Source organism: Desulforamulus aeronauticus DSM 10349 (assembly GCF_900142375.1).
GTDB lineage: Bacteria > Bacillota > Desulfotomaculia > Desulfotomaculales > Desulfotomaculaceae > Desulfotomaculum > Desulfotomaculum aeronauticum.
The window spans coordinates 34,699-47,554 of record NZ_FRAR01000004.1; the positions used below are offsets into that span (position 1 = coordinate 34,699).

General features: G+C 42.4%; 16 protein-coding genes and 1 riboswitch. Of the genes, 3 read left to right on the forward strand and 13 right to left on the reverse strand.

Translation table 11 applies throughout. The annotated features are described in order from the left end of the window. Window positions 1-21 precede the first annotated feature (21 nt). From BUA78_RS00170 to BUA78_RS00210, 9 genes are all read right to left on the reverse strand, one after another. Window positions 22-822 (reverse strand): HAD family hydrolase, encoded by an 801-nt coding sequence (locus BUA78_RS00170; RefSeq protein ID WP_072910261.1) that lies wholly within the window; start codon window positions 820-822, stop codon window positions 22-24. Continuing rightward, on the reverse strand, window positions 819-2,072 hold the full coding sequence (locus BUA78_RS00175) for a cysteine protease StiP family protein (RefSeq protein ID WP_338011582.1): 1,254 nt from the start codon (window positions 2,070-2,072) through the stop codon (window positions 819-821). The genes BUA78_RS00170 and BUA78_RS00175 overlap by 4 nt, the downstream gene beginning before the upstream one ends. Further along, complete coding sequence (locus BUA78_RS00180) at window positions 2,011-3,354, reverse strand: phosphoribosyltransferase family protein (protein WP_072910262.1); 1,344 nt, start codon at window positions 3,352-3,354, stop codon at window positions 2,011-2,013. Before BUA78_RS00180 ends, BUA78_RS00175 begins: the two co-directional genes overlap by 62 nt. After that, window positions 3,293-4,480 (reverse strand): HpcH/HpaI aldolase/citrate lyase family protein, encoded by a 1,188-nt coding sequence (locus tag BUA78_RS00185; RefSeq protein ID WP_072910263.1) that lies wholly within the window; start codon window positions 4,478-4,480, stop codon window positions 3,293-3,295. The genes BUA78_RS00180 and BUA78_RS00185 overlap by 62 nt, the downstream gene beginning before the upstream one ends. Continuing rightward, the gene (locus BUA78_RS00190) at window positions 4,477-5,235 is read right to left on the reverse strand and encodes a TerC family protein (RefSeq protein WP_072910264.1); all 759 of its coding nucleotides are present in this window, start codon (window positions 5,233-5,235) and stop codon (window positions 4,477-4,479) included. The genes BUA78_RS00185 and BUA78_RS00190 overlap by 4 nt, the downstream gene beginning before the upstream one ends. Before the next feature lie 31 nt (window positions 5,236-5,266). Further along, window positions 5,267-5,719, reverse strand: coding sequence for a tellurite resistance TerB family protein (locus BUA78_RS00195; RefSeq protein WP_072910265.1), 453 nt, complete (start codon window positions 5,717-5,719; stop codon window positions 5,267-5,269). A gap of 82 nt (window positions 5,720-5,801) precedes the next feature. Next, window positions 5,802-6,383 carry a TerD family protein gene (locus BUA78_RS00200; RefSeq protein ID WP_072910266.1) on the reverse strand — a complete coding sequence of 194 codons (582 nt, stop codon included), beginning with the start codon at window positions 6,381-6,383 and terminating at the stop codon, window positions 5,802-5,804. Between the two features lie 28 nt (window positions 6,384-6,411). Further along, window positions 6,412-7,029, reverse strand: coding sequence for a TerD family protein (locus tag BUA78_RS00205; protein ID WP_072910267.1), 618 nt, complete (start codon window positions 7,027-7,029; stop codon window positions 6,412-6,414). A 17-nt stretch (window positions 7,030-7,046) separates the two neighbouring features. Further along, entirely contained in the window at window positions 7,047-7,622 is a 576-nt protein-coding gene (locus BUA78_RS00210) for a TerD family protein (protein ID WP_072910268.1), read from the reverse strand. 178 nt (window positions 7,623-7,800) lie between these two features. On the opposite strand from BUA78_RS00210, the gene BUA78_RS00215 reads away from it, so the two are divergent. Next, window positions 7,801-8,094 (forward strand): helix-turn-helix domain-containing protein, encoded by a 294-nt coding sequence (locus BUA78_RS00215; protein WP_072910269.1) that lies wholly within the window; start codon window positions 7,801-7,803, stop codon window positions 8,092-8,094. Between the two features lie 71 nt (window positions 8,095-8,165). On the opposite strand, the gene BUA78_RS00220 is transcribed toward BUA78_RS00215, so the two are convergent. The 4 genes from BUA78_RS00220 to BUA78_RS00235 all read right to left on the reverse strand — a co-directional run bounded on the left by BUA78_RS00220 (window position 8,166) and on the right by BUA78_RS00235 (window position 11,244). After that, window positions 8,166-9,797 carry a GMC family oxidoreductase gene (locus BUA78_RS00220; protein WP_072910270.1) on the reverse strand — a complete coding sequence of 544 codons (1,632 nt, stop codon included), beginning with the start codon at window positions 9,795-9,797 and terminating at the stop codon, window positions 8,166-8,168. Then, a complete protein-coding gene (locus BUA78_RS00225; RefSeq protein WP_072910271.1) occupies window positions 9,784-10,389 on the reverse strand; it encodes a gluconate 2-dehydrogenase subunit 3 family protein in 606 nt (201 codons plus the stop codon). Before BUA78_RS00225 ends, BUA78_RS00220 begins: the two co-directional genes overlap by 14 nt. A 7-nt stretch (window positions 10,390-10,396) precedes the next feature. Next, on the reverse strand, window positions 10,397-10,789 hold the full coding sequence (locus BUA78_RS00230) for a hypothetical protein (RefSeq protein ID WP_072910272.1): 393 nt from the start codon (window positions 10,787-10,789) through the stop codon (window positions 10,397-10,399). A 119-nt stretch (window positions 10,790-10,908) separates the two neighbouring features. Further along, window positions 10,909-11,244 carry a hypothetical protein gene (locus BUA78_RS00235; protein ID WP_072910273.1) on the reverse strand — a complete coding sequence of 112 codons (336 nt, stop codon included), beginning with the start codon at window positions 11,242-11,244 and terminating at the stop codon, window positions 10,909-10,911. Between the two features lie 309 nt (window positions 11,245-11,553). Beyond that, window positions 11,554-11,613, forward strand: a riboswitch (Fluoride riboswitch). Window positions 11,614-11,696: 83 nt separating this feature from the next. Between BUA78_RS00235 and BUA78_RS00240 the strand changes: the two genes are divergently transcribed. After that, window positions 11,697-12,425 carry a sulfite exporter TauE/SafE family protein gene (locus BUA78_RS00240; RefSeq protein ID WP_207650472.1) on the forward strand — a complete coding sequence of 243 codons (729 nt, stop codon included), beginning with the start codon at window positions 11,697-11,699 and terminating at the stop codon, window positions 12,423-12,425. Between the two features lie 45 nt (window positions 12,426-12,470). After that, window positions 12,471-12,851: a fluoride efflux transporter CrcB gene (crcB, locus tag BUA78_RS00245; protein WP_274377362.1), complete on the forward strand. Its 381-nt coding sequence runs from the start codon at window positions 12,471-12,473 to the stop codon at window positions 12,849-12,851. Window positions 12,852-12,856: the final 5 nt, after the last annotated feature.

Sequence of the window (12,856 nt, forward strand, 5' to 3'; positions counted from 1 at the left end):
GTGGGTGTCAAGGGGACGGTTCTATTGACACTTCCACTTCAACTGAACCAGTTCACTGACCAACTGGAGAATTTCTTCACCGGCTAGTATGCCGGAGGCTGCTGTGAAGTTCCAGTCGCCATCGCTAGCAAACTGTTCAAACAATTCCCCATGGGCGGGAGATATGCCACGCTGGGCACCTTTTACCAAAGGAATGTCCAACAAAGAATCACCGGCGCCAAAAACTTGTTCATCCCCTGTAATTTCCACAATTCTTTGGACGGCCGACCACTTATTGATGACCCTTGGCACTAGGTAAAGTTTTCTTCCTTGAATCGACATTTCCCAGTTTTGCTTAATTACCCACTCACTAAAGGACACTAGATCGAGTAGCGGAGCTTTTTCTCGGTCAATAATACAGTAATAAAAAACCCCGTCTGCCTGGCGCAGGGGCTGGGACCAATTTGCGCAGTCTAACTTGCCAAATTCTTTCCGTATTTCTTCACTGGCGAGACAATCATTGACTAAAGTTCTGGCCATGCCTTTCTGGTATTCTATGTCGATGATCCCATCGAATAAGAGGTTGGCGCCATTGCTGACCACGGCATATTTGGGTCTTACTTCTTGCTGAAAGAACTGAATACGTTGGTATTGTTCAATGGTCCGGGTGGTGCAAGGGACAAAAATAGTTTTACGGTTTATTTCTTTCAGTAGCTCGGTAGCCTGCTTGGTCATGTAGGAGTTGTATTTACCATATTCAACGGCCACAGCTTCCTCAGAGAACTCTTTCAGGAACTTCTCTGAGTAAATTAAGGTACGATCTAAGTCACTGGCAAAGATCATTTAGTGTCCTCCAGGTTTTTAATCAAGCCGTAGCAGGAGTAACTCAGCTCGGGATACTCTTCTACCGGTACCCCTCTGTCCTCTGCCAATAGCAGTACGTGTTTGATATCTGCGCTTTTCATATCCTTAACGAGTATTTTCCACGGTACTCGGCGCAGGAGAACTCTGGTTGTCTCCCCTACTCCCGGCTTAACATAGTTGATATTGTGAATACCAAACTCCATTTGAACCTTGGTGGTTTCTTTTTTGCCAAGCCAAGCAGGGGTTTCATCAATACCAACATGGGGTTTATTTTGCAGCATGATGAGTGCTTTTTTTTGGGCATCTAGAAAATAACTTGCTACGGTATCAACAAAGTAGTTTGAAAGATCCTTATCTAACAGTTCTCGATAGAACTTTGCTCCATGAAAATCAATGGGCCCAATCAGATCTTCTCTGCAAACGGTACGGGACATTAAGCCGGATACCGTGGAATTTAGGCAGGCGCTGGGAATTAAAAAATCATCCCTGGTGCCAAAGATATTGGCACAACAACCTGGGTCTGCCAGTACAGCTAATTCCTTACTAATTGTGTCAGGAAGCATGTTAAATTCTTTTTCAAACTCTGTTACAGATTTAATTAATTCCGTGGTAATGGCGCCCTTACCAGTCCAACCGTCGATGAACTGAATCTCACAGCCGGGATGATTTTGTAGGATATAGGCCAGGGCGTTTTTATCGATCCCTTTATCACGAATAATGGAGATACTGTAATGGGGGACATCAATACCGTGAAATTGGTAGATGTATTTTTTTACTAAGACACCTATGGGCGTGCCAGCCCTGGCTAATGATACCAATACCACCCCTTTTCCCCGCTTTTTCAGGATGGTTTCCGATACAATGGCGGTGGCCAGGGCTAATCTTTGTCCCGTCTCCAAAAGGGATCGGTGGAATAGGTCTATGTATTCTTGGCTGGGTTCATATTCTATCGGAAGCATTTCTGAGTAGTGTCGCCCACTTTGAATGGCTCTTTCCCTTTCTTCATTGCCTTGTTCTTGGATGGAAGGTGCAATATCCTTTAAAAGAAAAATTGCATCTCCAGGTGGGTAGCTGCCCAGGGGTTCTGGACTGGGAACCTTTGGGTAGTTCTTAAGACTACCGTATGCGTGGCATTTAGTTGCAGAATTGATAAGAACACCTCCAAGGTTAGTTGCAAAAAGTAACAAATACGATGTGTTCGATACCCAGTTCTTTAAGTGATTGAACAAAGGGGGCTACCTGATCAGGTTTCACCTGTCGTTCCCAAAAGACAAACACTTCCTCATAACAATTAGGTGGGATGTTATAGATAAAGTTTTTAATGCCCGGTCGAAAGGGATCTTCAAAGGCTATGGAGTGTTTAACTGCATAGTCTTCTCTATTATGTAGATGAACCGGACTGCGGGTGGTGGATTGTACCAGGACGTTTTCCCCCATGTAATTGGCAATTAAGAAGGGGATATACATAAACTCTCCGGTACCCAGACAAAGTGTTTTCTTCCCTTTTCTCATTTGAGATAACTTTAAACCAATTCTTTGCGCCTCAGCCAGTGTCTGGTTAGTATCTGAGACATCTACCCCAAAACGGCCTGTATACCCAAGATAGGAAGCTGGTTGTCCACCTTCGGAGATTGTATCTACCTCATATCTCATTTTCTCGTGTACGGTTGTTACGAAAGGAATGTCCTTTTTAATCGTCATCGAGGGTATGTTGATTACAGGGGATTCTCCTTGATGCCAGAAGCAACCTTTTAATAAAGAAAGGACACTTATCTTTATGCCTAATTCCTCTTCAAAGTGACCATAGCGTGTGATTGCTTCTGCAGAACGCCAATCCAGAATCGTTAAAATGGCATAGCGTTTTTGCGGGTATCTCTTTTGTAAGGTCCTTATGATATTCAGACAGGTGTTACCTGTAGTAATTTCATCATCAATTAGTACCAACAGGTCATTATCTGCCACTACAGAAGTATCCGAGATAAGACATCGTTGATCCGGTGCATGACAGTGGTCTTCGGTAAAATAGAGGGTATCCTGGGTACCAGTAAGGTTTTCCCTCGTTGTATGAAGAAAATTTACATTTCCAGTGAAGTTATTGAAAACCGCATGACCAAGGGCTGTGGCAGTTTCAGCAAAACCGATAAATAATGCTTTACCAGGAAACTGGTAAGCTGGGGATTGAAAATCACAATTGGTTCCGGAGGATAAGACATTGGCCGCTTCGTTAATTTTACTTTTGTTCGTCGCTAGCCCCATCAGTTCGGCAATTCTGGAGGCTAATAGAAATCCTGTTATCAGAGGAATGTGTGGCAGAACCGGTATATGCTTACCAATTAGCTTACTGACAAACAAGAAGCTTCTCTTAGGGTTATTTCTTGCGGCCACCCCGAAGATGCTCTCGGGCGGTAAGGAGTAGGGGTTTTCTTCTACCCGAATACCGACCGAGAGACTATCTAATACTTTGTAGTTTCTCTCCTGCGTAGATGATGCTTGTATGGTCATATCTTTCATTCAGCACCCCATAGATCTTAGATAGTGTCATAATTTTTCTAGCCCAATTCGTATGTGGCTTGGCCTCGTTCATTTTGTTACCGTAAACACTCTTGGTAACGCCACCGTTGCCACCGTTGGCTAAGATATCTTTGGCATCACAGTACTCTTCGTGGGTAACAGCATACATTGCCTGTACGGGCAGGATGTGGGACGGATGGATGATTGTTTTACCAACTAACCCATTAGCTTTATCTAACATAACCTCGTGCAAAAGACCATCTATATATCTGCCAAGCAGATCTAAACGAATCCTACTCCCATCCAAGCCAAATTGTTCCCGGAAGGGGGTTTGTCTTAATTGAGGTTTTAACAACCTAGTATGCGTACTGAAATACTCCCAAACAGGACCGGAAATAACATAGCCGTCCTGTGGCCTACCAAATACATTGACAAGATTAGCAATAAAATCCCTAATGACTGAAATGTCATAAATGGTTAGTTCGGGACTTCTTCGGAGACCGTATAAACCAGATAAATCGGTAGCACCCATACGAACATTAAGGACAAGATCTTTGTATTGATCCAGTAAAGACTTAATCTTTAGTAAGGTTTCTGTCCCCGACTCCAGATGAATAACCGAAGATCCCTCAAGAATCGGCATGCCGAAGATGGTTTTTTCAGTGTTCTTATTAACTTCCACCAAGTGCTCGAAATACTCTGACCCTACAACCGCATCGAATTTTGGAAACACAAAACCGGTTAAAACGTTAATTGACTCTCCTAGTGCTTTCGTTAACCGTTTTAATTGTTCTATGTTACGAATCCGGACAAAAATAAAGGGGAGTGAACTCCCCTTTTCTTTCATCGAAAGTAGAGTCCCTAGTTGCAGAGCAAGGTTTTCCTCGGCAGCTTCAACTTCCCGGTCATCTACAGCATCCTCTAAGCAAAGCACTGTAGAAATAAGTCCAGGAATTTCGTTGTTGATTACTTTACTGATGGCCCTATGGGAAGTCCCCGGCATATAGAGGGTTGCACCGAGAGCGTGGGCCAAGGTATTTTTATCTAGTTCCAGCGAACAATCTGCCGGAGGAAGGTAGAACATTTTATCTTTCTGTTCCTGGTTCAGATAATCAAAATAAATCATACAGCCTTTTTACCGCCTTCACGAATGTGATGGAGTACGATGGTACCAATCAGTACTAATGCCATAACAGAGAAGAATATAGTATGAGAGACATGGTAACCAAAGGCCTGACCCATCAGTTTTGCACCAATCAAAGCAATCAGGACATAGGCTGATGCTTCCAATTCGGGGTATTTATCAAGAAGTTTAATAAAGATAGTGGCAACACCCCGCATCATCAGAATGCCTAATAATCCACCAACGAAAAGAACCCAAACCTCACTGCTCATGGCAAAGGCGGCCAGAATACTATCCACACTAAAGGTTATATCCATCAACTCAACGGCAATAACAGTGGCCCAAAAAGGACCAACTAATTTAACCCAGAAGCCGCTTACCTTTACTTCTGCTTCCTCTTCTTCCTCTTTATTAGACTTAGATAAGAAGAATTTGCCTGCCATCCATAGTAAATAGCCGGCACCTAAAATTTGCACCCAGGTTATCTTAACTAAGTAGGTTCCCAGTCCAATCGCCACAAAGCGAAAGAAATAGGCGCCCCAAATCCCGTAAAGCAATGCTTTCTTTTGTTGTTCTTTGGGGAGTTTATTGACAAGTACAGCTAAAACCAGAGCGTTATCACAAGAAAGAAGTCCTTCCAGGATGATTAGCCAAAAGATAATCCCCCAACTCACAGGATCGGTGAGAACTCTCTGAATTTCCTCCAGGTTGAAAAAATGTCCGTAGTTGGCCACTAGGCCGGTCAAAAAAGCTTCCACTAAGGTTTATGCCCTCCTTAAAATCTAGATCTTATAGTTGGAATTCCGAAGGCTCGATACCAATTTCTTTACAGATACCTCTAACCACTTCTTTTTCCTTCTCGTCAAAACTTCCATCCGCCATACCGATAGCACAGCAAACACTTACGACAACGCGGGCTGCCTCTCTGTTCGACCGCATTTTCATGATGGCCTTGTAGGCTTCTGCCTTGCCAATGGTATGGTCAAAGCCAAAGTTTTCGGTGAAATGGTTAAATCTTTCGATTACCTTTGAGGTCTCGAATACTTTTAGTTCTTCACTTCTTTGGATAAAGCCCATCATTTTGGTCTTTTCTGCAGAATCAATGTGTCCGTCAGCGGCGGCCACTAGGACACAGCCAGCAATGACCGCATCCAAAAATTCTTTATTTTTAAAACGTTTAACGGAATCTGCCAAGTTATTTTTGGCATTATTAAAAAATCCTTTTAGTCCAGATAAACTCAACACTTTTCACTCCCTACTATTTGAGATGCTAATATTTTAAGAAGGGGTGCTCAGCACCCCTTTCATCAAGTTAATTGGTTGTTTAGCCTGCGTTTAAGCCGTAGGTTGTAGCTAAGGAAGCTAGTCCACCTTGAAAACCACTACCCACTGCATTGAATTTCCATTCGCCATTATGACGGTAGATTTCACAAGCAACGATACCAGTTTCAATAGAATAATCTTCTCCTAAGTCGTAACGCATAAGTTCTTCGTTGGTTTCACTGTTGGCAACACGAACATAAGCGTTGGAAACTTGTCCGAAGTTTTGGCTACGAGCAGCAGCTTCGTGGATGTTGATGCAAATAGCAATCTTAGCAACATCAGCAGGTACGGTGGGTAGATTAATGGTTAAGGATTCGTCATCACCATCGCCTGCACCAGTGCGGTTGTCCTCAGAGAGAACTACAGAGCCAGAAGGGTCTTGCCTGTTGTTGTAAAAGATAAAAGCGCCATCGCCAGAAGCTTTACCATCTTCTTTTACCAAGAAGGCAACGGCATCCAGATCGAATTCCCCACCACCATCATACTTGTTGGTGTCCCAACCAAGACCAATAAAGATTTTGGTTAGTCCAGGATTGGTTTTGGTTAAATCTACCTTTTGACCTTTAGCAAGAGAAATCACAATAAATACCTCCCATATTGTTTTTTATCCATTACAGGTAACGTCTGCTGAGGCTCTCCAAACCGGTATCGTTAGTTGCCTCACCAGTGGCGGCAAATTTCCATTCTCCGTTATGGCGGTATACTTCGCCAAGGATTAGGGCGGTTTTTCCATCATATCCTTCGGATAAGTTGAATTTGCAGACTTCCTGACCATTGCCACTGTTTACCGCCCGGATATAGGCGTTTTGGATCATCCCAAAGTGTTGTTTCCGTTGAACGCACTGGTAGATGTTGACCACAAACACCAGGCGGTCAACGTCGGCAGGAATCCTTGAGAGGTCCACATGAATTTGCTCGTCATCACCGTCACCTTGACCAGTTAGATTGTCCCCCATATGTTGTATGGAACCACAGGGACTTTTCTTGTTGCCGAAGTAAACCAGATTGTGCTTCTTAGTTAACTTTTGGTTGGTATCCAGCATGAAAACGGAAGCATCACAGTCAATATCGGCATTGCTACCGCCGCCGCCGCCAAAAAGGGATTTTAAAAAACCCCCGCCGCCTCCCCCATTACTTATGGGATCCCAACCAAGACCGATCATTATTTTGGTTAAGCCAGGGTTGGTTTTCGTTAGGTCAATTTTTTGCCCTTTTTGTAAGTTAATCAATTAAATAGCTCCTTTCTTTATGCATCTAAGCCGTAAAGGCGAACTAAGCCTTGCAGCCCATCATTAAAACCTTGTCCAACAGCAGCAAATTTCCATTCTGCACCATGACGATACAATTCCGCAAATACCAGTGCGGTTTCTACACTATAATCTTCGCTCAAGTCGTAACGGAGCAGTTCGGAACCATTCGCATCATCTACTACGCGAACAAAAGCATTGGATACAAGACCAAAGTTTTGACCACGTTCACGGGCCATGTGGATGGTTACCGTAATAGCAATCTTATGTACATTAGCAGGAATCTTACTCAAATCAATGGTAATTTGCTCATCATCACCATCACCTTGACCGGTTAGATTGTCCCCCATATGCTGGACGGAACCGCTTTTGTGCATGAGGTTATTGTAAAAAACAAAGTCATCAGCACTTGCACATTTACCATTTTCACTTAAAAGAAAGGCAGAAGCATCTAAATCAAAGTCTGGGCCATCAAATTTATTGGTATCCCAACCCAAACCAACTACAACCTTTGAAAGGCCAGCTCTCCCCTTTGTTAAATCAACCTTTTGACCTTTTTGTAAATTGACTGCCACAACAAGATCCCCCTTTATATTTTTTTGACAAAATCTCCACCTTTGTGTAGAATTATACTAGATAATTGGTATGAACGCAATATTTGTAAATAAAACTTAATAGTTGAATTCTAAAATTTAACCAACTAAAATTAAATTATGATAACTACTTTATTATTAACGTCATGGAGATGATAAAATGGTTTCTTATAAACCATTAATGCTACAGCTAATGTTACGTGGCATTAAAAAAGCAGAATTGCAAAAAGCGCTTTCTCTTAGTCCGACAACCATTGCAAAAATTAAAAAAAACGAATATCTATCCATGCAAATTTTAGATCGCATCTGTACTTACCTGGATTGTGAAATTCATGAAGTTGTCCAGCATATAAAATCAACTACGAACGTAAGGCCTAAGGTCTCATTAATAAAGCCTCCTAAAATGATGATGCCCGAAAGATTTAGAGTCAAAAACCAGGAGAAGGCTTTCTAGTCTTCTCCTGGTTTAATTAGCCCCCTCGCAAGGACTTTTGCCGAAGGGGCTTTAACGTTTTTCTTATCAACCTAGGACCTTTTGGTATGCTCATTAATTATATAATCTGCTGTTCGAGCGGCAATGGCCATCACCGTTTCGGTGGGGTTACAGCCACCGGAGGTTACAAAGACACTGGCACTGCAAATATAAAGATTAGAAATATCATGGCTGCGGCAGTAGCCATCCACCACAGAAGTAGCAGGATCATTACCCATGCGGCAGGAACCCATCAGATGACCGGTATCAGGTATAACAAAGGCTGGCTCCCCTCCCATAGCCATCAGGATTTCCTGAGCCTTCTCTACTCCGTGGGCAATTAGTTTATTGTCATTTTCGTTATAACTAAAGGTAACGATAGGCCGTGGCATGCCATATTCATCTTTTTCATTGCTGAGGATAACTGAGTTTTGATTGTTAGGCAGAACTTCACCCACCAGGGTGATTTGAGCAAAGAAGTTAAAATCACGCATAATGTCATGAAGTTTCTTTCCCCAGATACCCGACTTAGCAACTAGATTTTTACTTAAGCCCAAAGGCCTGGAACCGTGAGCATTGAGGGTATAGCCCCGTACAAAATCTCGCGAAGGATCCGTCTCATAAAATTCCTGAGTGGCAGCCAGCACTGGGGTGCCCTTATAAAGGCGAACTTCATCCCGGAATCTGCAGTACACATCATGGCCACTGTGGGTCATTAAAGCTTTCCCCACCATGCCGCTGCTGTTAGCTAAACCGTCCGGGAATTGAGGACAGGCTGAATGGAGCAGCAGTCTGGGGGTCTCAATGCAATAGTTTGCCAGAATAACTATTTTAGCCTTTTGAAAATGTTCTTTGCTATCGTGCACAAAGGTAACGCCACTGACATGGCCAAACTTATCCACCTGAACCTGGGTTACCATGCAGTCGCTAAGTACCTCTGCTCCATACCCGATGGCCTTGGGAATATGATGAATCAGGGTACTAAACTTGGCGTTTGGTAAACAGCCCTGGTTGCAAAAGCCCCGATTTATACAAGGGGGTCGCCCATCAAAAGGGGCGGATAGAATCGCCAGCGGGGCCACGACGCTCGGTATCCCTAGCTTTTCACAGCCTCTGCGGAAAATTTCTGCATTGGCACTAATGGGCTCCCGCTCCGGGTAAGGATAAGGCCCCTGAAAAGGCCCCCAGGGAAAATGTTTAGGCCCGGACACAGCAATATCTTTCTCAATTTTTTCGTAGTATGGTGCTAAATCCTCATAAGTGATGGGCCAGTCGTCCGCTACGCCGTCCAGGGTTTTAACCTTAAAATCACTCTCGTGAAAACGGTAAAAGACTCCCGTAAAATGAACGGTGCCTCCCCCCACTCCCCGCCCGGAGTTGTTATGCCCCATGGCTAGAGGATTATTTCCTGCCACCAAACGGGTATCATTCCAGGCCAGGCTTTGCATGGAAAGCTCATCACTGGCAAAATCTGTCTGCGGATTCCAGAAGGGCCCTGCCTCAATAACCACTACTTTAAAACCAGCTTTGCTTAATTCATAGGCCAACACACCGCCGGCTGCGCCTGCGCCAACAACGCAGATGTCTGCTTCATCTTCATATTTTCTGTTTTTTAAATGGTTATAGCGGTGATCTTCGTAATGGTCACAATTGTGAGTAACATAATCGTGATTATTTGTTGACATCTCGCTTCGCCTCCCACGGGTCTGTCAAACCTTGTTCTATTCGTACATAGCCCCGAGGATAAGCTGGGCCTCCATAACCAATTTCTGACCAGACAACGGGATGAGAATAATAGGCACTGATGATTTCCGTCGCTAGCTTTTTAAAGAGTTCTTGTTGAGGTATCCTTTGCCAGGTTCTCATAGGCAGGGCTTTCCCTTGATCAAGCTCTTGCAGCAAAGTATATTGCTCTTTTTCGTCAATCTCAAGAAATGGTGCCCCGTATTGCTTTTGGGATAGTTTATCAATGGCCCGTAACCCATCCCGGACTAGACTCCTTTGCTCCGGGGTATCCACCTTTCTCTGATCTTCTCCAGCTGCGGATGAGAGGCTTTGATCCAGGTGGTGAACCACATAATCTAAGATTTCCTTCCGATGGTCATAAACAATATGTCTGGCAATACCAAAGACCAACGCAGCTTCGTGATCCTCTAAAAATTTGTGCTGATCAAAGGGACCAAGCCTCTTTAATACGATTTCTCGGGTATGCTCGTCCCAGTGCTCTTGTTCTCTTAAAACATCATAGGAAGGATACCTTGTCCTTTTTTCCTGCATAGCTTCTTTACCTCCAGTACAATGCAATTAAACCCAGTATACTTAAGGCAGTCACCATTATGGGCAGCGTCAGTGGCGGACCGATTAGAAAATTCTGGGACTCACCAAATCCACCAACCCGCTCACCTATTCCGTTAAAATGCAGGTAACCACCCACTATTCCCAATCCCAAACCAACAAAGAGCAGAATGCTGGTAGTCAGCTGCAGCATTGGCACATTATAAAAGGCCAGAGCAATGGTGAATATCCCTATTAATGGTCCACCTACGACCGGACCATACATAGCCCAGTGTCTAAAGTTTTGCCGATAATGATACAGTGTTACTTGCAAGGAAATCATAAGAAAGGCAATCCCGGTAAAAAGTAAGAGAATCCTGCTAAGCGGCCAACCGTCCCACATAGTAAAACCTCCCGGATATTGTTTTATCTAATGTTGTCCAGGTAAGGCAAAAAATATAGTAGTGAAACTCAAGATCAATCTAAAAAAGAAACAGCCAACATTTCTGTTGACTGTGATTACTATTTCTTATTGAGTTTTCTTTTTTTGGTCTGTTTTCTGGTAGTTTTGTCACCAAATATGGCACCTAACACAACATCCCAAAAAACTACGGTAGTAAACCTAGCGGTTAGAATTCCTACAAGCAGTAAAACCAAAAACAGTTTCCAATTAAAGAAGATGAAAAAACCTGCATAGGCTATGAAAAGAAAAATGGATAGCTTTAATATTAATTTTACTGTGGGTACCTGATAAAGTTCCGGTATATCAAAGGTGCTAAGTCTTTCATAGGACCCTTTAATCATGATTAATCCAAGCAAAAGTAAAAATCCCAGGGATACTAATACTGTTGCTACCAAACTTTCCTCCCCCCTAATTTTTTCATTTGTTTATAAAATATACGATACTATCAATAGCTGCAAGCGTTTAGCCTAAAAATATTTTTGAAACTATGAACTAAGGCAAAAGAAATAGCCCCAGCCAAAGTCGGGGCTCCACATATCAAATGAATTCCGCGTGATTATGTTGGTTTATTTTGCATCTACCGGGGATTTTTTATTCCTCTAAAAAGGTGTATAAAAAAATTTTAAAGGCAGATAGAGAAATATAAATTTCACCTACCGTCTATAGATATTGACATAAAATCAAAGAGTGTATAAACTTAAAATAATTAATACGGCGATGGAGTTCGCCATAACTGCCCTTGGGCTAATGACTCCTACCTAATTTTCTAGGTAGGGGTTTTTTGTTTTTTGGTTATTTCTTTATTTGTGGGTATTTTACATAAAGATTTAGATAGGAGGGGTGATATTTGGATCCCATTTTACCCTATGTACTTTTATTCATCGGTGGTTTTATTGCTGCAGCTATCTCAGGCGCAGCAGGTTTTGGTGGGGCATTATTGTTACTGCCATTACTAACAAAAACATTGGGTACAACTTTGGCGGTTCCTGTTCTTACGGTAGCTCAGTTAATAGGTAACTTATCTAGGGCGTGGTTTGGTTTTAACCAAATTGAATGGAAACCTGTGAATTACTTTATTGCTGGGTCAATCCCAACAGCGATCCTGGGTGCTTATTCATTTGTAGCTGCACCAAAGGATCTTATTACTAGGGGAGCCGGATTGGCTATAATTCTGTTTGTCATAGTAAAGTATTTTAAAGTCTTAAAATTTGAACCTACTAATAAGACAATGTTTCTTGGAGGCTGTATAGTTGGGTTACTATCGGGCCTAGTAGGCAGTGCAGGGCCAATAGGTGCAGCATTATTTCTCTCCTTGGGCCTTCCGCCTGTATCCTATATTGCAAGTGAGGCAATAACAGCCGTAGTTATGCACATAACCAAGGCATTAGTATACGAGAGATATTTAAGTATAGGAATTAAAGGTCTAAAAATAGGATTGTTCATTGGATTTGCTATGATTTTAGGAACTTGGGTAGGGAAAAAGTTTATTGAGAAAATACCAAAGGAGAAATTTGTTCAATTTGTTGGATGTCTTCTAGTTATAATTGGTCTTCAAATGGCTATTATGGGAAGTTAAGAATAATCAAAAGTAGGTGATTATATTAATTATTTTGCAGTAGGTATAGGCGGTATCTTAGGTGCTATTAGTAGGTATGCTTTAGGCTCTTTTATCTCTGGATTAACTGTAACCGCTTTTCCTTATGGGACTTTAAGCGTGAATTTAATGGGCAGTTTTTTGTTAAGCTTTATTGCCTATGGAAGTAGTTTAAAATGGAATTTACCTAAAAAATTTATACTTGCCATAAATACAGGTTTTATTGGTTCATTTACTACATTCTCAACCTTTTCTGTAGATACCTTACAGCTAGTAAATAACGGCAAATATACGTTGGCAATTTCCTATGTTTTAATCAGCATAATAGCTGGGTTAACCTTGTCCTGGCTGGGAGTCTGTTTGGCTACCAAGCTATATCCAAATGTTGCGATGAAAGCAGAGCAGTAAAGGAG